This window comes from Paracoccus sp. S1E-3 (assembly GCF_013868135.1).
In the GTDB taxonomy this organism is placed as follows: Bacteria; Pseudomonadota; Alphaproteobacteria; order Rhodobacterales; family Rhodobacteraceae; genus Paracoccus.
This window is the reverse complement of sequence record NZ_JACEMU010000007.1, coordinates 124,373-142,767: the sequence shown is the minus strand read 5'-3', so window position 1 is coordinate 142,767 and position 18,395 is coordinate 124,373. Positions and strand designations below refer to the sequence as shown.

17 protein-coding genes are annotated in these 18,395 nt (G+C 62.4%); 9 read left to right on the top strand and 8 right to left on the bottom strand.

The genetic code is table 11. From position 1 onward, the window contains the following. The first annotated feature begins 123 nt into the window (after window positions 1-123). The 4 genes from H1S04_RS11670 (at window position 124) to H1S04_RS11655 (ending at window position 3,190) form a co-directional block, all read left to right on the top strand. Window positions 124-582 (top strand): hypothetical protein, encoded by a 459-nt coding sequence (locus H1S04_RS11670; protein ID WP_181745757.1) that lies wholly within the window; start codon window positions 124-126, stop codon window positions 580-582. A 68-nt stretch (window positions 583-650) separates the two neighbouring features. Next, window positions 651-2,165 (top strand): Asp-tRNA(Asn)/Glu-tRNA(Gln) amidotransferase subunit GatB, encoded by a 1,515-nt coding sequence (gatB, locus tag H1S04_RS11665; RefSeq protein ID WP_181745756.1) that lies wholly within the window; start codon window positions 651-653, stop codon window positions 2,163-2,165. Continuing rightward, window positions 2,162-2,668: a hypothetical protein gene (locus H1S04_RS11660; RefSeq protein ID WP_181745755.1), complete on the top strand. Its 507-nt coding sequence runs from the start codon at window positions 2,162-2,164 to the stop codon at window positions 2,666-2,668. Before gatB ends, H1S04_RS11660 begins: the two co-directional genes overlap by 4 nt. A gap of 63 nt (window positions 2,669-2,731) precedes the next feature. Then, window positions 2,732-3,190, top strand: coding sequence for a DUF4177 domain-containing protein (locus tag H1S04_RS11655; RefSeq protein WP_181745754.1), 459 nt, complete (start codon window positions 2,732-2,734; stop codon window positions 3,188-3,190). Between the two features lie 18 nt (window positions 3,191-3,208). On the opposite strand, the gene H1S04_RS11650 is transcribed toward H1S04_RS11655, so the two are convergent. Genes H1S04_RS11650 through H1S04_RS11640 form a run of 3 tightly spaced genes read right to left on the bottom strand, consistent with a single transcriptional unit; the run spans window position 3,209 to window position 5,297 of the window. After that, window positions 3,209-3,541 (bottom strand): multidrug efflux SMR transporter, encoded by a 333-nt coding sequence (locus tag H1S04_RS11650; protein ID WP_181745753.1) that lies wholly within the window; start codon window positions 3,539-3,541, stop codon window positions 3,209-3,211. Next, on the bottom strand, window positions 3,541-4,854 hold the full coding sequence (miaB, locus tag H1S04_RS11645; RefSeq protein WP_181745752.1) for a tRNA (N6-isopentenyl adenosine(37)-C2)-methylthiotransferase MiaB: 1,314 nt from the start codon (window positions 4,852-4,854) through the stop codon (window positions 3,541-3,543). The genes H1S04_RS11650 and miaB overlap by 1 nt, the downstream gene beginning before the upstream one ends. Window positions 4,855-4,913: 59 nt before the next feature. Further along, the gene (locus H1S04_RS11640; RefSeq protein ID WP_181745751.1) at window positions 4,914-5,297 is read right to left on the bottom strand and encodes a hypothetical protein; all 384 of its coding nucleotides are present in this window, start codon (window positions 5,295-5,297) and stop codon (window positions 4,914-4,916) included. Between the two features lie 70 nt (window positions 5,298-5,367). On the opposite strand from H1S04_RS11640, the gene H1S04_RS11635 reads away from it, so the two are divergent. Further along, window positions 5,368-6,141 carry an alpha/beta fold hydrolase gene (locus tag H1S04_RS11635; protein WP_370470444.1) on the top strand — a complete coding sequence of 258 codons (774 nt, stop codon included), beginning with the start codon at window positions 5,368-5,370 and terminating at the stop codon, window positions 6,139-6,141. A gap of 39 nt (window positions 6,142-6,180) precedes the next feature. Next, window positions 6,181-6,561: a transposase gene (locus H1S04_RS11630; RefSeq protein ID WP_255435590.1), complete on the top strand. Its 381-nt coding sequence runs from the start codon at window positions 6,181-6,183 to the stop codon at window positions 6,559-6,561. A 164-nt stretch (window positions 6,562-6,725) separates the two neighbouring features. Here H1S04_RS11630 and H1S04_RS11625 read toward each other — a convergent pair whose 3' ends face one another. Next, on the bottom strand, window positions 6,726-7,934 hold the full coding sequence (locus H1S04_RS11625; RefSeq protein WP_181745749.1) for a hypothetical protein: 1,209 nt from the start codon (window positions 7,932-7,934) through the stop codon (window positions 6,726-6,728). 8 nt (window positions 7,935-7,942) lie between these two features. Continuing rightward, on the bottom strand, window positions 7,943-9,739 hold the full coding sequence (gene lepA, locus H1S04_RS11620) for a translation elongation factor 4 (RefSeq protein WP_181745748.1): 1,797 nt from the start codon (window positions 9,737-9,739) through the stop codon (window positions 7,943-7,945). 208 nt (window positions 9,740-9,947) lie between these two features. Here lepA and ade point away from each other — a divergent pair, with 208 nt between their 5' ends. The 3 genes from ade (at window position 9,948) to H1S04_RS11605 (ending at window position 12,920) form a co-directional block, all read left to right on the top strand. Continuing rightward, the gene (ade, locus tag H1S04_RS11615) at window positions 9,948-11,636 is read left to right on the top strand and encodes an adenine deaminase (protein ID WP_181745747.1); all 1,689 of its coding nucleotides are present in this window, start codon (window positions 9,948-9,950) and stop codon (window positions 11,634-11,636) included. 306 nt (window positions 11,637-11,942) lie between these two features. Next, window positions 11,943-12,242 carry a hypothetical protein gene (locus H1S04_RS11610; protein WP_181745746.1) on the top strand — a complete coding sequence of 100 codons (300 nt, stop codon included), beginning with the start codon at window positions 11,943-11,945 and terminating at the stop codon, window positions 12,240-12,242. Then, window positions 12,243-12,920, top strand: coding sequence for an NAD-dependent deacylase (locus tag H1S04_RS11605; protein WP_181745745.1), 678 nt, complete (start codon window positions 12,243-12,245; stop codon window positions 12,918-12,920). Here H1S04_RS11605 and cysE read toward each other — a convergent pair. The 3 genes from cysE to H1S04_RS11590 are packed head-to-tail and all read right to left on the bottom strand — an operon-like array spanning window position 12,917 to window position 18,391. Continuing rightward, the gene (gene cysE, locus H1S04_RS11600) at window positions 12,917-13,762 is read right to left on the bottom strand and encodes a serine O-acetyltransferase (RefSeq protein WP_181745744.1); all 846 of its coding nucleotides are present in this window, start codon (window positions 13,760-13,762) and stop codon (window positions 12,917-12,919) included. The genes H1S04_RS11605 and cysE overlap by 4 nt on opposite strands. Before the next feature lie 52 nt (window positions 13,763-13,814). After that, window positions 13,815-14,528 carry a DUF2793 domain-containing protein gene (locus H1S04_RS11595; protein ID WP_181745743.1) on the bottom strand — a complete coding sequence of 238 codons (714 nt, stop codon included), beginning with the start codon at window positions 14,526-14,528 and terminating at the stop codon, window positions 13,815-13,817. Beyond that, window positions 14,528-18,391: a glycoside hydrolase TIM-barrel-like domain-containing protein gene (locus H1S04_RS11590; protein WP_181745742.1), complete on the bottom strand. Its 3,864-nt coding sequence runs from the start codon at window positions 18,389-18,391 to the stop codon at window positions 14,528-14,530. The genes H1S04_RS11595 and H1S04_RS11590 overlap by 1 nt, the downstream gene beginning before the upstream one ends. Window positions 18,392-18,395 lie beyond the last annotated feature (4 nt).

The window sequence follows — 18,395 nt, the reverse complement described above, 5'->3', positions numbered from 1 at the left end:
AGACCCGCTAGACGATAGTTATCGCTGTGAATACCCGTATTTGGTAAAGAGTTGGGGAGCGTCATGCTTTTCGTTATCCTTGGTGTCATTAGTGCCATAGGTGTCTGGTGCTGGCGCCTGACCATGGCTCGTGAAGCAGCGCGCGAAATTGGCAATGTTGCAAGTGATCTGATCAACGCCCCGCGCCGTCTGGGCTTTCGCCGACGCGCCAATGCCCATCCGGTCGACGGCGTCGATGACCCCAAGCTGGCCATCGCCACGATCTCGCTGGCCTTTCTCGAACTGGGCGGCCTGCCCGCGCGCGAGGATCAATATGCGCTGGCGAAAACCCTGTCGCAGCAATTGGCCCTGCCCCGCGACGATGCCGACGAAATGCTGATCCTCGGCCGCTGGCTGATCGGCGAATGCCAAGGCCCGCAACCCGCCATCACCCGGCTGACGAAACGGCTGGGCAAGCTGGACGCGGGCGCTTTCCAGCAGCTTCTGCCGATCCTGAACACGGTTGGCAGCCGCACAGGCGGACTGAACGACCGGCAGCGTGACGCGCTGGAGGAGATTGCGCGCATCCTGAAGCTGCGCTGATCCCCCTCGCCCCTTGCCCGCAGGCCGCGCGCGGCTTAGAAACTGGCGCGACCAGACAGGATAATGACATGCTCGACCATCTCGAATTCACCACGCCGGAACCCAAGCGCATCGCCGGGGCCAAATCGGACTGGGAACTGGTGATCGGGCTGGAGGTTCATGCGCAGGTCTCCTCGAACGCCAAGCTGTTCTCGGGCGCCTCGACGACTTTCGGGGCGGAACCGAACAGCAATGTCGCCTTCGTGGATGCCGCGATGCCGGGCATGCTGCCGGTCATCAATGAATTCTGCGTCGAGCAGGCGGTGAAAACCGGGCTGGGGCTGAACGCGGCGATCAACCTGACCTCGGCCTTCGACCGCAAGAACTATTTCTATCCCGATCTGCCGCAGGGCTATCAGATCAGCCAGCTTTATCACCCCATCGTGGGCGAAGGCGAAATCATCGTCGACATGGGCCCCGGCGTCGCCCGCCGCGTGCGGATCGAGCGCATCCACCTGGAACAGGATGCCGGAAAATCGATCCACGATATGGACCCGAACATGTCCTTCGTGGACTTCAATCGCACCGGCGTGGCGCTGATGGAAATCGTCAGTCGCCCCGACATTCGCGGCCCCGAGGAAGCCGCCGCCTATGTGGCCAAGCTGCGTCAGGTGATGCGCTATCTGGGCACCTGCGACGGCAACATGCAGAACGGCAACCTGCGCGCCGACGTGAACGTGTCGGTCTGCAAGCCGGGCGATTACGAACGCTTCATGGAAACCGGCGATTTCGGCGTGTTGGGCACGCGCTGCGAGATCAAGAACATGAACTCGCTGCGCTTCATTCAGCAGGCCATCGAATACGAGGCGCGGCGCCAGATCGCCATCCTGGAGGACGGCGGCAAGATCGTGCAGGAAACCCGCCTTTACGACCCCGACAAGGGCGAGACCCGGTCGATGCGGTCGAAGGAAGAAGCGCATGACTATCGCTACTTCCCCGATCCCGATCTGCTGCCCCTTGAGATCGAGCAGGCCTGGGTGGACGACATCAAGGCCGATCTGCCGGAACTGCCGGATGCGAAGAAGGCGCGTTTCGTGCAGGTGCTGGGTCTGTCGGAATATGACGCGGGCGTGCTGACCGCCGAGGTCGAGAATGCCGATTATTTCGAGGCCGTGGCGCAGGGTCGCGACGGCAAGATGGCCGCGAACTGGGTCATCAATGAGCTGTTCGGTCGGCTGAACAAGGAAGCGCTGACGGTGGAAACCTCGCCCGTGACCGGCGCCCAGCTCGGTGGGATCATCGACCTGATCGCCAAGGGCGATATTTCGGGCAAGATCGCCAAGGATCTGTTCGAAATCGTCTGGACCGAAGGCGGCGATCCGGCCGAGATCGTGGAAGCGCGCGGCATGAAGCAGGTTACGGATCTGGGCGCTATCGAGGCCGCCGTGGACGAGATCATCGCCGCCAATCCGGCGCAGGTCGAGAAAGCCAAGGCCAATCCCAAGCTGGCCGGCTGGTTCGTCGGTCAGGTGCTGAAGGCAACCGGCGGCAAGGCCAACCCGGCGGCAGTCAACGATCTGGTGGCGAAAAAGCTGGGGCTGTGACGGCGGCAACCGCGCAACCCGGCAAGTGGCGGTGGGCGGGGCTGTTCCTGCTGATCGCACTGCCCGCCCTGCTGCTGGTCTGGCGGTTCGCCATTTTCGACGCCAGACTGCCGCAGATCGCTGGCCGTCTGGCCTTCATGGCCGTGCCGGTTCTGGCGGCCGCCGTTGTCGGCACCTTGTGGCGGGGCACACTGCCCGCGCGGCCAGACTGGGCCAACCGCCGGCCCTATAGCCGGCTCATGGCCTATCTTCTGTTCGCCGCCACCGCCCTGCTGCCCCTCGCGACGGCCGCCCTCGCGCTTCAAGCCGAAGGACATCCCCTGACGGCCGCGTGGCCCGCCATTCTGAACCTTGCCGGCACGATGCTGCCCCGCGCCCTGCCGACGCTGTTCCTGACGATTGCCCTCAATTTCATCATCTGCCTGATCCAGACCGAGATTGGCCTGTCGCTGGGGGTCTGGATCCGCGACCGGATGATGCGCCACTCCGCCGATCGGCGCTGACGGGACTGGTCAAGCCCCGCGCTTCTGCCCTATGAAAACGGCAACAGGACAGGGACAAGAAGCATGAACTCGTTCGAATATACCGCCATTCCCGCGCCGCTCCGCAGCGAGAAGTCGAAGGCCGCCAAATCCCCGTCCGAGCGTTACGCGCTGACATTAACCGAGGAAATCAATCGCATGGCGGCGGATGGCTGGGAATATCTGCGCGCCGAGACTCTGCCATCGGAGGAACGCAGCGGTCTGACCGGACGCACGACACTGTTCCACAATCTGCTGATCTTCCGCCGCCCGAAAGCCGCCACGGTGAAACCCCGCGCGCTGACCGAGGCCGAGGCCAAGGGCGTCATCGCCGCCCCGGCGACGCCAGCGGCGGCAACAGGGGGGGGACTTTCCGAGGCAGCCGCGAAGCGCGCCGAGCCTGAGATCGAAGCCGAAGCGGCATCATCTGCTGGCCCTGCCGCCTCACCGATCTTCTCGGAGCCGATGCGCGCGGCCAAGCTCCCGACTGAAGACAAGACCTGATCGGGACTGGCCGGCCCGTCAATGCGGGCCGGAACCCGAAAACATGTTGATTACCACCACGCCCGAGGCGATCAGCGCGATCCCCGCCACCGCGGCCCGGTCCAGATGCTGCCCCAGAAACACTGCGCCGATCAGCGAAATCAGCGCAATGCCCACGCCCGACCAGATCGCATAGACCACCCCCATCGGCATGTTCTGGACCACGACCGACAATGCGTAAAAGGCCAGCCCATAGCAGACCGCCATTATCATCGTCGGCACGATGCGGGTGAATTGCGCCGATTGTTGCAGCGCGGTGGTTCCGATCACCTCAAGGACGATTGCCCCGCCCAGCCAAACCCAGCTTGGCATCAGATCAGCCTTCCGCCCAAGGAATTGGTCGCGGAATGGGTAATCTCAACCTCGCGCAGATCGCCGGCCTGGATGTCCGATGCCGCGACGAAGACCGAATGGAGATAGTCGGATTTGCCAATCATCTGCCCCGCCTCACGGCCCGATTTTTCAAACAGCACATTGACGCGCTGCCCGATCATGCCATCCTGCGTGGCCTTCTGTTGGCGGTTCAGCAGCGCCTGCATTTCCTGCAGACGTGCATCGGCCACCGCGTCTGGCACGCATTCGCGCCCCGCCGCCGGGGTGCCGGGGCGCGGCGAATATTTGAAGCTGAAGGCGGTGCCGTAGCCGACATCCTCGATCAACTTCAGCGTGTCGGCGTGATCCTGATCGGTCTCGCCGGGGAAGCCCGCGATGAAGTCGGAGGTCAGCAGAATATCCGGCCGCGCCGCGCGGATACGCTCAATCAGGCGCAGGTAATCCACCGCCGTATGCCTGCGGTTCATCGCCTTCAGAATCCGGTCCGACCCCGACTGCACCGGCAGATGCAGATAGGGCATCAGCTTGGGTTCCGCCCCATGCGCCTCGATCAGATCGTCGGTCATGTCATTGGGGTGGCTGGTCGTGTAGCGGATGCGGTCCAGCCCGTCGATTTCCGCAATCGCACGGATGAGGCGACCGAAATGCCATTCCCGCCCGCTATCGCCCAAGCCGTGCCAGCCGTTGACGTTCTGCCCCAGCAGCGTGATTTCGCGCACGCCGCGCGCGACCAGATCGCGGGCTTCCTTCAGGATGCGGTCGACCGGGCGCGAGACCTCGGCCCCGCGCGTATAGGGGACCACGCAGAAGGCGCAGAATTTGTCGCAGCCTTCCTGCACGGTCAGGAATGCGGTCGGCGCGCGGCGGGTGGCGCGGTTTTGCGGCAGGTGGTCGAACTTGTCCTCGGCCGGGAACTCGGTCAGCACACGCGGGCCTTCGCCGCGCGCCATCGCCGGCAGGTGGTGATAGCTTTGCGGCCCGACAACCAGATCGACCAGCGGCATCCGGTTCACGATCTCCTCGCCCTCGGCCTGTGCGACACAACCCGCGACCGCGATCTTCAGATCGGGCTTTTCGGCCTTGAAGGGTTTCAGCCGGCCCAGATCGGAATACAGCTTCTCGGCCGCCTTCTCGCGGATATGGCAGGTGTTGAGCAGCACCATATCCGCCTCGGCCTGATTTTCGGTCAGGACATAGCCGTCTTCGCCCATCGCCTCGGCCATGCGCGAGCTGTCATAGACGTTCATCTGGCAGCCGTAGGTCTTGATAAAAAGCTTCTTGGGTTCGGCCATGTCGCGTTCCTCTGCAAGCGCGCCTCATATCCGAAAGCGGCGGCAAAGCAAAGCGGCGCTTACAGATGCCCCTGCGACACCAGCACCCAGACGATCAGTATTCCCAGCACCAGCAGGCCGAACACCACCGAGGCGGCGAAATTCGTGGCCTTTTCCTGGATGCGGGTGATCCGCCCGAAGGGTTTCAGATAGGCGACCAGATCGGCATGGGCCTGGGCTGCGGCGCTGAAATCGGTCTGACGGGCGATCTTGGGGACATTGGTGACGGCCTCGGCATCGCGCAGGATGATCGCCTTCTTGCGCAAACCGCGCGGCAGGGCGCCCCCCTTGCGGCGGATCATCCGGTCCAGATTCACGCTCTCGCCCCGGCGCGCACCGCCGAGCCTCGTGGCCATCAGCACGGCGACTTCCTCGGCCCAGCTTCGCACGTTCAAGGGTGTCATCGCAGTCCTCCTGTCGGGGGGCAGCATAGACGGGCTGGCGGGGGCGTTCCAGTGCGGCTAGACTTCGCGGATGATGCTGAACACAATCATTTCCGGTAACGATACCACCCAGCCGCCAGTGCTGCTGGTCCATGGGCTTTTCGGGTCGGCCAAGAACCTCGGCGGGTTGGCGCGGCGACTGGAGGGGACGCGCAAGGTCATCTCGGTCGATATGCGCAATCACGGCGATTCCCCGCGCGATGCGGATCACTCCTATCCGGCGCTTGCGGGTGATCTGGCGGAGGTGATCGCTGCCCATGGCGGCGTGGTCGACATCGCTGGGCATTCAATGGGCGGGAAGGCCGCGATGGTGCTGGCCCTGACGCGGCCCGAGCTGGTTCGGCGGCTGGTGGTGCTGGACATAGCGCCAATTGCGTATGGCCACAGCCAGCAGCGCTATGTCGATGCGATGCAGGGACTGGATCTGGCGGGAATAAAACTGCGCTCCGAGGCGGATCGCCGTTTGGCCGAATCGGTGGATGAGCCGGGTGTGCGGGCGTTTTTCCTGCAAAGCCTTGATCTGAAAGCCGAGCCGCCGCAATGGAAGCTGAACCTTGCGGTGCTGTCGGACCAGATGGCCCTGATTACCAGTTGGCCGGAGGGGCTGCCCAAGGGGAGCTTCACCGGCCCGGCGCTGTTTCTGGCCGGCGGGGCGTCCGACTACGCGGCGCCAGGTGCGGCGGCGGACGAGATCCGTGCGTATTTCCCGCAGGCCGACCTGCGCTATATCCCCCGCAGCGGCCATTGGCTGCATGCCGAGGAGCCGAAGCTGGTTGCAGATACCGTGGCGGAGTTTTTGGGGTGATCTTCACCAGACGTTAATGGGTGTGTGCGAGGCTGCGGCATGTCCCGCCACCTCCGCCTACGCCTGCCCGGAACTGCGATCTTCTTTACCGTAACGTTGGCCGGGCGTGGCGGATCGCTGCTGGTGGATCATGTCGGCCTTCTGAAGGCCTCGGTTGCGCAAACCCGCGCCGAACGGCCGTTCGGAATCGCCGCATGTGTGGTGCTGCCGGATCACCTGCATTGCATCTGGACGCTGCCCGAGGGAGATACGGATTATTCGACACGTTGGCGGCTGATCAAGGCACGGTTCTCTCGGGGTTTGTGGGTCGGGGCGCGGCGGGAAAGCCATGTGCGGCGGCACGAACTGGGCATCTGGCAGAGGCGGTTCTGGGAGCATCACATCCGAGATGAAGAGGATATGGCGGCGCATCTGCACTAATGCTGGTGGAGCCCGGTGAAGCATGGGTTTGCCGGGCGGCCGGAGAACTGGCCGTATTCGTCGTATCATCGAGATATGGAGCGGATGTAGGGTGCGTGTTTACACGCACTATTAGGCAGCGAGGTGGGAATGGTGCGTGCGAGCACGCACCCTACGCTCGCTGGCTATGACGCTTGCTGCGTCCAACGCATATAGAAGATCAAAAATGGGTCCGTTAGATAGAGATAATCATCGGCCCACTCCAATACAGGCTCGCCAGCAATCTGGTCCCTCGCAATACCTGTCATGTGCCCCAAAGCGGCCGATACTTCGTGCTTCTGAGGCACCGATCCTTCATCGAGAAGCAACTTAAGTTTATCTCGAATTTCGTCGTAATGAACTTTTTCCTTCGGACCGGTCATCGCAATTGCACGCAGAACTGCCTCATATCGATCCAGGGTGCCGCTGCCATCTCGCAGCTCCCGATCAATTCGCTTCGATCTAGATTGAGGTCCCCTAGAAAGTTTTTGAAAAGTTGGTAGACCAAACTGCTCAGCGACGGAAACAAAAATATCTTCCAAGGTCTTTTCGGAAGGATTATATTCACGCAGCTTAGGCAGAGATTCGCCGATTTCATAGTGAGCGCATAGTCTAGAACAGAACCGCTGCATCAAAAGCGGGGAGCCGTGAGATTCGCGCGCGAATCGGTCTATAGCTCCAGACTTCACGTTCATATTTAGTTTTGGAAACCCTGCTTTTGAAATTTCGATGAGCTCTTTCTCATCCCAAACAGGAATTTCGATGTGCGCGAACCGGCCCTCCATCTCTCGCTCAACCCCGATCGCATCGAATGCCCTATGAGGAACGGCAATTAGGACTGCGGTTAAGCCATCAAACACTTCAGATTTCAAAGTCCTGATCACATCACGTTGAAGATCAGTGTTCATATAGTGAAAATCGTCTACAACCAGTGTCAGATCGCTTAACCTCATATACTCTAAAATATTAGTTTTATGAGCTTGAGTAAATTTTTGCTTTTCACCGTTAGCCACTTGTCTTTGCGCCGAAATTATCCAGCGCAATCCTGCAGAATATTTTTTATCCCTGCTGGTTTCAATTTCACTGGGAAGGGAGAGCTTCCCAAGCAAATCAGACCAAAGCTCGGCGCTATCTTTAACCTGTCCGCCATTGACGGTAATACTCTTGTCCCTTCCGAGGACATGTCTGGTCAATACAGTTTTTCCCGACTTGGTGGGTCCGGTAACAGAGATAACCTTATAACCTTCGCGTAGCTCTGATCGAAGATCCTTCTCTAAAGAAAGATCTGCCCTACCAACATAGGTAATCGTGGGCATGCCACCCGCAACAAAGACCTCCTTAGCTTTGTACCGCATTGGGTCCCTCACTCCATCTTCAACGCCTGAATAAACGCCGTCTGCGGGATCTCGACCTTCCCGAACTGGCGCATCTTCTTCTTCCCGGCCTTCTGCTTTTCCAGCAGCTTCTTCTTCCGGGTCGCGTCGCCGCCATAGCATTTCGCGGTCACGTCCTTGCGCATCGCGCTCAGCGTTTCGCGGGCGATCACGCGGGCACCGATGGCGGCCTGGATCGGGATCTTGAACATGTGGCGGGGAATCAGCTCTTTCAGTTTCTCGACCATGACCCGGCCCCGCGCCTCGGCGCGGTCGCGGTGGACCATGATCGACAGCGCGTCGACCGGCTCGTCATTAACCAGAATCGACATTTTCACAAGGAAATCCTCGCGGTAGCCGCTGATCTGGTAATCGAAGCTGGCATAGCCCTTGGTCACCGATTTCAGCCGGTCGTAGAAATCGAACACCACCTCGGCCAGTGGCAGATCATAGACCACCATGGCCCGATTACCGGCATAGGTCAGGTCCATCTGGATGCCGCGACGGTCCTGACACAGCTTCAGCACATCGCCCAGGTATTCATCGGGCACCATGATCGTGGCCTTGATGCGCGGTTCCTCGATATGGTCGACATAGGTGAGGTCAGGCATGTCGGCGGGGTTGTGCAGGTCGCGCACCTCGCCGTCCTTCATGTGCAGCTTGAACACCACCGAAGGCGCGGTGGTGATCAGGTCGAGGTCGTATTCCCGCTCCAGCCGGTCGCGGACGACTTCAAGATGCAGCAGGCCCAGAAAACCGCAGCGGAAGCCGAAGCCAAGCGCGGCCGAGGTTTCCATCTCATAGCTGAAGGAGGCGTCGTTCAGTGCCAGCTTTTCGATGGCATCGCGCAGGGCCTCGAAATCATTGGCATCGACGGGGAACAGGCCGCAGAACACCACCGGCTGCGCGGGCTTGAAGCCCGGCAGGGGCGTGGCGGTGGGCTTTTTCTCGTGGGTGATGGTGTCGCCCACGCGGGTATCGCGCACCTGCTTGATCGAGGCGGTGAAGACGCCGATCTCACCCGGCCCCAGTTCGGCAATGTCCTTCATCGCGGGCGTCAGCACGGCCAGCTTGTCCAGCCGATAGGTGGCGCCGGTCTGCATCATCTTGACCTGATCGCCCTTGCGGATCACGCCATCCATGACGCGGATCATCACCACGACGCCCAGATAGGCATCGTACCACGAATCGACCAGCATCGCCTTCAGCAGCGCGTCGCGGTCTCCCTTGGGCGCGGGCAGACGGGTGACGATGGCTTCCAGCACGTCGGGGATGCCCAGCCCCGTCTTGGCCGAAATCGGCACCGCGTCGGAAGCATCGATGCCGATCACATCCTCGATATTCTCTTTCACCCGCTCGGGTTCAGCGGCGGGCAGGTCGATCTTGTTCAGCACCGGCACGATCTCGTGGCCGGCATCGATCGCCTGATAGACATTGGCCAGCGTCTGCGCCTCGACCCCCTGGCTGGCATCCACAACCAGCAGCGAGCCTTCGACGGCCCGCATCGAACGGCTGACCTCATAGGCGAAGTCGACATGACCGGGGGTGTCGATCAGGTTCAGGATATAGGTTTTGCCGTCCTTCGCCGGATAGGAAATCCGCACCGTGTTGGCCTTGATGGTAATGCCTCGCTCGCGCTCGATATCCATGCTGTCGAGCAACTGCTCTTTCATGTCGCGCTCGGCCACTGTTCCGGTCATCTGGATGAGCCGGTCAGCAAGCGTGGATTTGCCGTGGTCGATATGGGCCACGATGGAGAAATTGCGGATGAGATCAAGGTCGGTCATGCGCCGCATATACAGGCGCGCAAAGGGCGCTGGAAGGGGCTGCGTGCATGAGCTGAGCGCGATTTCTGTGGGGGGCGCCCTCGCCGGGGGCCGAGGCATCCCGCCACCCCAGGCGCTCGGAGGAATTGCCTCAGCGCCCCGGCTCGGCATAGTCAGCCTTTACGCCGCGCCGCCGCCGGTCGATCATAGCCCAAAGCAGGAGACCTCAATGTCCATTGAAGATCGCATAGCGCAAGGCCGGGGCGAGGTGCCGGCCGATCTGGTGCTGAAGGGCGGCACAGTCTGGTGCATGGTCACCGGCGCACGGATCACCGGTGACGTGGCGATCTGCGGCGACATGATCGTGGGGATCGGCGCGGAATATCAGGGCAGGCGGGAAATCGACGTGGCCGGCGCGACATTGGTGCCGGGCTTCATCGACACGCATCTGCATATCGAAAGCTCCTGCCTTACCCCACTGGAATTCGATCGCTGCGTCACCCCGCGGGGCATCACCACAGCCATCTGTGATCCGCACGAGATCGCCAACGTGATCGGCGTCGAGGGGGTCCGTTATTTCCTCGACGCGTCGCGCCATATGCTGATGGACCTGCGGGTGAACCTGTCATCCTGCGTGCCGTCCTCGCCGATGGAAACCTCCGGCGCGACGCTGGAGGCGGCGGACCTGCTGGCCCTGGCGGATCATCCCGCGGTGATCGGCCTTGCGGAGTTCATGAACTATCCCGGCGTGCTGGACCGCGATCCTGCCTGTATGGAGAAGCTGCATGCCTTCGAAGGGCGCCATATCGACGGACACGCACCGCTTTTATCGGGGCGTGATCTGAACGGCTATATTGCCGCCGGCATTCGCACCGAACACGAGGCAACAACGGCTGGCGAGGCGATTGAGAAACTGCAGAAGGGGATCAGGATCCTGATCCGCGAAGGCTCGGTCTCGAAGGATCTCGACGCGCTGGCACCGGTCCTGACCCCGTTGACCGCACCCTATATGTGTCTGTGCACCGACGACCGAAACCCGTTGGACATCGCCGAGGAAGGGCATCTCGACGCGATGATCCGCCGGCTGATCGCGCGTGGCTGCGACCCGCTTGCGGTCTATCGTGCCGCGTCCCTTTCGGCTGCCGAGGCTTTCGGCCTGAAGGATCGCGGCCAGATTGCCCCGGGCAAACGCGCCGATATCGTGGTGCTGTCGGGGGTGGAAAACTGCGCCATCAGCAGGGTGATCTGCGGCGGTGTGCCCGTTGACCCCATGGCGTTCGACGGCCGCGCGATGCGCGGCGCAGTGGGGCTGGATTCCGTCCATCTGCCACCTCTGGACGCCGGCAGCTTTCGGTTGCCCGGTGCGGGCGCGACCCCGATCATCGGCATCCAACCGGGCCGCATCCTGACCGATCATCTGGTCGAGGAGATCGCTCCGACCGATGGTGACAGACGACCGGACCCGTCCCGCGATCTGGCGCGAATTGCCGTGGTCGAACGACACGGAAAAAACGGAAATGTCGCCAATGGTTTCGCGCGCGGTTTCGGGATGAGATCCGGTGCCATCGGCTCGACCGTCTGCCACGATCACCACAATGTCGCACTCGTCGGCATGGACTACGACGACATGGTCATCGCTGCCCGGCGTCTGGCAGAGATCGGCGGCGGCTTCGTTGTGGTGGATCAGGGTGAAGTGAAGGCCGAACTCGCGCTACCGATCGCCGGCTTGATGAGCGATCAAGGCTTTGATCAGGTTCGTGACGCGCTCATTGCGTTGCGTGGTGCGGCGCGCGAACTGGGCATCGTCCTGCACGAACCATTTCTTCAGCTCGCCTTCCTCGCCCTTCCGGTCATTCCACATCTGAAGATCACCGATCGCGGCATGGTGGACGTGGACCGCTTTGCCTTGATCGGATGACACCGCAACGGGATCGCCGTTCGACCAGATCCCCATCATGGAGAAACCGATCGACCTCGATCGGCGGGTGGTCATTGTGGATAGGCTCGACCACGTTCGGGCCCATGACGTGATTCGTCAGGCAGGCTTCACACCCCACCCTGCGTGACACCAGATATTGGGTCCGTCCCCGCCACAGGCGCGACGCCTGCACACAGCAAAATATTGAGCGAGATCGAAATTCTTGCTAGATTTTGTGGACAGGAGCGTGGCAATGCCAGCCCCCAACAAGCCGACAAGGCATCAGGCAGACCCGAGGAGACAGAGATGAATCGCATTCTTATCGCCGCAGCTGCGGTGATTCTGACTACGCCATTAGCCATAGCTGGGCCCATCGACAGCGCCTGCGTCCGGTCCGAACGTGGCGCGCGCCAGCCGGCGCTGTGCAGCTGCGTCCAGCAGGTCGCGAACCAGACGCTGTCACGCTCGGATCAGCGGCTGGCCGCCTCGTTCTTCCGCGATCCGCACAAGGCACAAGTCGTCCGCATGTCCAAACGCGACGCCGACAACGCATTCTGGGCACGCTACAAGGCCTTCGCTGGCACGGCCGAGGCCTATTGTCGCTGAATGCGCATCGTTGTCCTCACCGGCGCGGGAATTTCGGCCGAAAGCGGCTTGCGCACATTTCGCGCGGAAGACGGGTTGTGGGAAGACCATCGGATCGAGGATGTCGCCACGCCCGAAGCCTTCATACGCGACCCGGCCTTGGTCCACCGCTTCTATAACGCCCGCCGCGCCGCTACTGCCCAGGCCGAGCCCAACGCCGCCCATCGCGCATTGGCGGATCTGGCGGCACGACACGAGTTGACCTTGGTCACGCAGAATGTTGACGATCTGCACGAACGCGGCGGCTCCTCCAACGTCATTCACATGCATGGGGAATTGGCCAGTTCGCTCTGCGCCTCCTGCGGCCATCGCTGGCCCAGCCCGATGGAGACAGACAGGAAAACGCTCTGCCCCGCATGCGGCACTGCCGCTGCGCGTCCCGATATCGTCTGGTTCGGCGAAATGCCCTATCATATGGAACAGATATGGGAGGCGATCCAACAGGCCGAGATCTTTGCCGCCATCGGCACCTCAGGCCAGGTATATCCCGCAGCCGGTTTCGGCCATCAGGCGCGCCGCAGCGGCGCGCATTGCGTGGAACTGAACCTTGACCGGTCCGCTGTCAGTCGCGATTTCCATGAGCATTTGATCGGGCCGGCAACGCAGATCGTACCGGAGTGGGTAGGACGGCTGGGTTAGGCCCCCCCCGCCTCCACCTCGGTAACGTCGATCAGGTGATCCATGGCGAATGCGGGATCGGTACAACCGGCATCGCCAACGATATGGGCGGGGACTCCGGCGACCGTCTTGCAGGGCGGCACGTCGTTCAAGACGACGGAGCCAGCCGCGATGCGGCTGCAGCGCCCCACTGTAATATTGCCCAGCACCTTTGCCCCAGCACCGATCAACACGCCATTGCCGATCTTCGGGTGGCGGTCGCCATCGGCCTTGCCGGTCCCGCCAAGCGTGACCGAGTGCAACATGGAGACATTATCCCCGACCACCGCCGTTTCACCGATAACAATGGAATGGGCGTGGTCCATCATGATCCCCTTGCCCACACGCGCAGCCGGATGAATGTCCACACCAAAGGCTTCCGAACAACGCATCTGGACGAAATAGGCCATGTCCCGCCTGCCCTCGGTCCAAAGCCAATGGCCGATCCGATAGGCCTGGAGCGCCTGAAAGCCCTTGAAGAACAACAGCGGCTGCAACAGACGATGCGTTGCCGGGTCACGCTCATAGACGGCGCGCAGGTCGGCCTCGGCCGCAGCGATCAACTCGGGTCGCGCGGCATAAGCCGTATCGGCAATTTCGCGCAGGAGCTGTTCGGACATCTCGCCCGACGACAGCTTCATCGCAAAGCGATACGCCAGCGCCGATTGCAAGTTTTCGTGATGCAAAAGGCCGGCATGGATCAAGGCACCCAGCAGAGGCTCGGTCTTGATCGCATCACGTGCCTCAGCGCAGATCTGCTGCCAAAGCGCTGCGCCACCCACAGGCGCCGCAACGGTGGTCAATGGTATAGCGGGGCTGTTCATGGCCACCTCCTTTCTGCAGAAACTAGCGCAAAGGAGGCGCGCAGGGAACCCGTCAGCGCGGCGTGGTCAGCTCAAGCCAATGGGCCGCAACGCGCAGCCGTCCCGAAGCGAATTCACCTCCCGTCGCCGACAGGATAATCGGCGTCGGGGTCCAATAGGTGAATGGTTGTGACAGCATCCCGCGTGCCCACGAGCCTTCCTGGGTACCCAACCCCGAACCGAAGCGGTCAAGCGCCCCGTCCGTCCCCATCCGCCAACTGGTCAACGTGCCGGTCATCGCCTCGGTGACACGTGCGGTCGCACCGATCACCATTGCCGAATTGGGGATGTACAGATCGGTCGTCACGCTGTTTCCGGCAGTCAGTATCACCTCGACTTCAGCGGTACGTGCAACCAGTGCCGACCCGAAGCCGCCCAGTGTCAGCGCACCCTCAACCCAGATATTGCCGTCGAATACGGCATTAACGCCGATATCGGTCACAAATGCCTTCATCCCCGCATGGGATTCGGCAAAAACCCAGCCACCATTGCTGCCGATGGCGATCCGCCCCGCCTGCCCGGCCCAGGCATCAGTAGCGCCGGGCGGAACAGCATAACAAGCGCCATCGACGACCGCGGCTGGCGGCGTGTTGCGATAAAGGCTGGACAGCACCAGATTCACCAGACCGTCAAGTCGCGCAAGCGACTCGTTTACGGTGACATGCTTTTGCGCCTGCGCCGCTTGGACCAACGGCAACGACAGGCGAGAGGTGATTTGATCGATCATCAGAAGCTCCTGGTAATTGAAGGGCCGGGGCCGTATTCGTCGGAGATTTGGGCGACCGAGATTGTCGGTCCGCCCTGGCCCAGGTTGGTCAGCACGTCTTGCGGCAAAATGAGTTCTGGCTTGGTCACCTCGAACTCACGCATCACGCCCGCGGCACTGACACGCACGAGATATGCCTCGCGCGCTTCAGCCAAGGGCACCTCACGCAGATCCCAGCGATCTCCCGAAAGCCGCGTCCGACGTATCCATGTCAGACGGTCGCCGGACAACTGCAGATGGCATGGCGATAGCGGCCGCAAGCCTGCGCCCTTGGTTGCCGAGACACGAAGACGATAGCTTGGATCGTCCGGCGCCCGCAGCGCGGGTCCGATGCGCCAATATCGCCGCTGACCCAGCGTCACCGGATCCAACGCCAACTGCTTTGGGGCCCCGTCCAGCAGAACCACCTTGGATCCCGCTGGCCATTCCGCCGGAATGAAGGCATCGGTGCCGAACTGGCCTCGCAGGCGGTCATGCAGCACCCATAACCGCTGAGACAACTGCTCGACCCGTCCGAACTGGAATATTTCCCAATTCTCGTTCGTACCATCCCCGATTGCGACCAGGTTTGCCCCTTGCAGCAGCTGTTGCATCGACACGTTCGCCAAGGCGCCCGAACCGAAACTGACGCGAAGCCCGGCTCCGCGGTCAATCAGCCCGGCACGTGCATGGCTCAGCGCCGTTTCGGTCACTCCGATCATCGCCCCGCGCGGCAGCGTCACGTTCAACGCAAAGTCGCTGTCCTCGCTGGCCGATCCGAAGACCGCGACCGAGCCGGGCCACGGATTCGCCGCCACGGCCAGATGCGGCGCATGCGGCACCTCGCTCCCACACATCAACGGCAGGTCCATGATGATAGGCCAGACCGGCATGGGAGGCCGATAACGGGGCACGCTGATACCGCCTTCCAGAAAATCGGCAGGGCGATAGATCCCCGGCTCGGTCATCACCGCGTCAACGGTTACCGCACCAGCTCGCTCGACCCGATCGATGCGCCAGCGCCTGGGCGCGCTGTCGCCGCGGCGGGTCAGGGAAATCACGTCCCCCGGCCCAAGGCTGCCCAGGGACGGGGGAAGCCGAAACCGGATAGTATCGCGGGCCAGTTGCGACTCCGCCAGCCATCGCTCGACGGTGGCGCGCGCCTCGGGCACGGTCATCAACAGCGGGATTTCACTGTCAGATACCGCAGCCGAGGCGTCATTCGGCAAGGACGCTTCGACGGTCGAGGTCGGATAGGCATCACCGATGGCCACATGGGTCAGCCGCAATCGGCCGGTCATTTCGGCCTCGGCCGCGCGCGCGGTTTCATGAGCGCCATCCTCCTGCTCGGCCAGTTCCGGTTCGCTGACAGCGGCGGTGACGCGGCCGTCACGCATGACGAAGCGCAGCATCCCTTCGCGCTCGACCGCATCAAAGCCATAGGCCAGCATCAGCGGCTGCAGGGACTGGCGCGGTGTTTCCCCCGCAGCCGCCAGATAGCCGCGCACGACCCCCGAAAGCCCCGAGACATCAAACGAGATGACCCCTGCCGCCGCGCAGATATCCGCCACCACCGATGCCAGCGGCACCGCGCCTGCGCGACCATTCAGCCAATGGCCGCGATCCCATGCCGGGCCGTCCGACCATAGGTCTTCCCGCCCGGGAAAAGCGGGGAATGGTCGCGCGTCCCAACACCAGACATGAGCGCGCGACATATCGATCATGCGCCCCCCATAGCTGCCGATGGGGTTGTTCGCCGGATCGCCCCAGTAACGCGTCATCGCCCGGATATAGGCCGCCTGCGTCGCATCATCGCGCCGCCCCGTCGAGTAATGCGGCAGTTGCGATTCCGAACTCAGCGCATCGAGGAATTTGTTCGGCTGGTTGGTCCCCTTGTCCAGAGCCGCGCAGCCCATCTCGGTGAACCAGATAGGCTTCGAGCGCGGCACCCAGGGTGATGCGTGCCCCGCCCGAGCGCCGCCCGGACGGTCATGGTGGCGATTTTCCCACCAATTCGCCAGGTCCTTGTAACGCCAGATCCACGGTTCGTCATACGCGCCATCGGTGATCGGCGTTCGGATTTGGGCGTCGCGGTGGGCTAGATCGGCATAATACCAATCGTAACCTTCACCACCGGCCACCTGCGATTCCAGATAGCCATGCGCGTCGATGCGGCGCCAATCGGCGTCCAGATGCGCCTCGCCCTCGCGCCAATCTGAAAGCGGCATGTAATTGTCGATGCCGACGAAATTGATGTTCGGGTCGGCCCAAAGCGGGTCGAGGTGAAAAAAAACTTCCCCTCCGCCCGGGTGATAGCCGAAATATTCCGACCAGTCCGACGCATAGCTGAGCTTGACCTCGGGCCCGAGGATCGCCCGAACATCGGCGGCAAGCCGGCGCAATTCCTCCACCGCTGGAAAGCTGTTCTGCGGACCGCGCAGCTGGGTCAGACCGACCATTTCGGAACCGATCAGGAAGGTATCAACGCCGCCTGCCAGCGCACAGAGATGCGCATAATGCAGGATGAAGCGGCGATAGCTCCACTCCTCGGGGCCGGTATAGTTCACGCGGCCATCCTCCACGGCGAAATCCGTTTGAGCGGCGGCGCCGAAAAAGCTCCTGACATGCCACACGTTGGCTGCGGTGCCATCAGGGCTACCATCACGACCGGGCGCGATCTCGGCGGTGATGCGGCCGCGCCAGGGCATGACGGGCTGATGTTCAGCCCCCGACCAGGGATCCGGGCGGCCGTTGCCCGCAAGTTGCTCCATCAAGATAAAGGGATAGAATACCGCCTTGCGCCCGGAATTGGTAATGGCGCGCAAGGCTTCGATTACCGAGCCGTCGGCCGGTGTGCCGCCATAGATCGGACGGCCATCCTTGCGCGCGACTTCCTGCGCAGCGGCGCGACCGATGCCGCCCGCACGCCAGCCCATCTGATCACCGTCCCGACCGGCGTCCTCGACCTTCGGACGCAGACTGCAATGCCCGACGCGGAGGTCATCGCCAAACCATGAAACCACCAGCGAAACCGATCCGACGCGCGGCAATTCGCGCCCCAGAATATCCATTGAGGCGGTGAAATCGGTTGGCGCCAGCATCGTGGCGCTGTTGGCCGGCGTCGCCTCGCCGAAGCCGAGGTCATAGCTGACCGCCGTGGTCGCCAGCGAATACTCGCCGGTGCCGGGGATCATGGCGACGGCTTCAATCTGGTCGCAAAGCCCTCCGCCTGTACGCGCCGCGCAAGTCACCTCGAAGCTCAGCTGCGGCATGCGGTTGCCCCACGGCTCCAGGTTCAACTCCTCAATCACCACATAGGCCGTGCCGCGATAGGCGGGCGCGGCGGCCCCCTCATGCGCGGCGATGCAGGGATCGGCCAATTGGTCGTCGCCGCCCGTATAGACGCGCATGTTGAGATCGGCGGGCGACACTTCCTCGCCATCGGCCCAAACCCGGCCAACTCCCAGAATCGGCCCCTCGCACAGCGCAATTGCAAAGCTCAGACGATACGAGATATTGGTGACCCGTGGTCCGGTCCCCTTCCCGCCGCCTTGGCGCGAACTCACTTCAGTCAAAGGGGCAGCCCAGATCACATGGCCCGGAATACGCATCTGTCCCCAAAGGCGGGGAATCGAAACACCCTCGCCCGTGGTCTGAAGCCGTAGCCGGTCGATGCGCCCGGTCTCCACTGCTTGCGCGCCTGCGCCCAGCAGACGCTGGTCGATCATACGCCCAACCGTGGCACCAATGGCGCGCCCGATGACGGCACCGCCCAAGCCCATGATGGTCCCGCCGAATCCCGCGCCGATCGAGGCGCCCACGGCAGACAAGACGATGGTGGCCATGAAT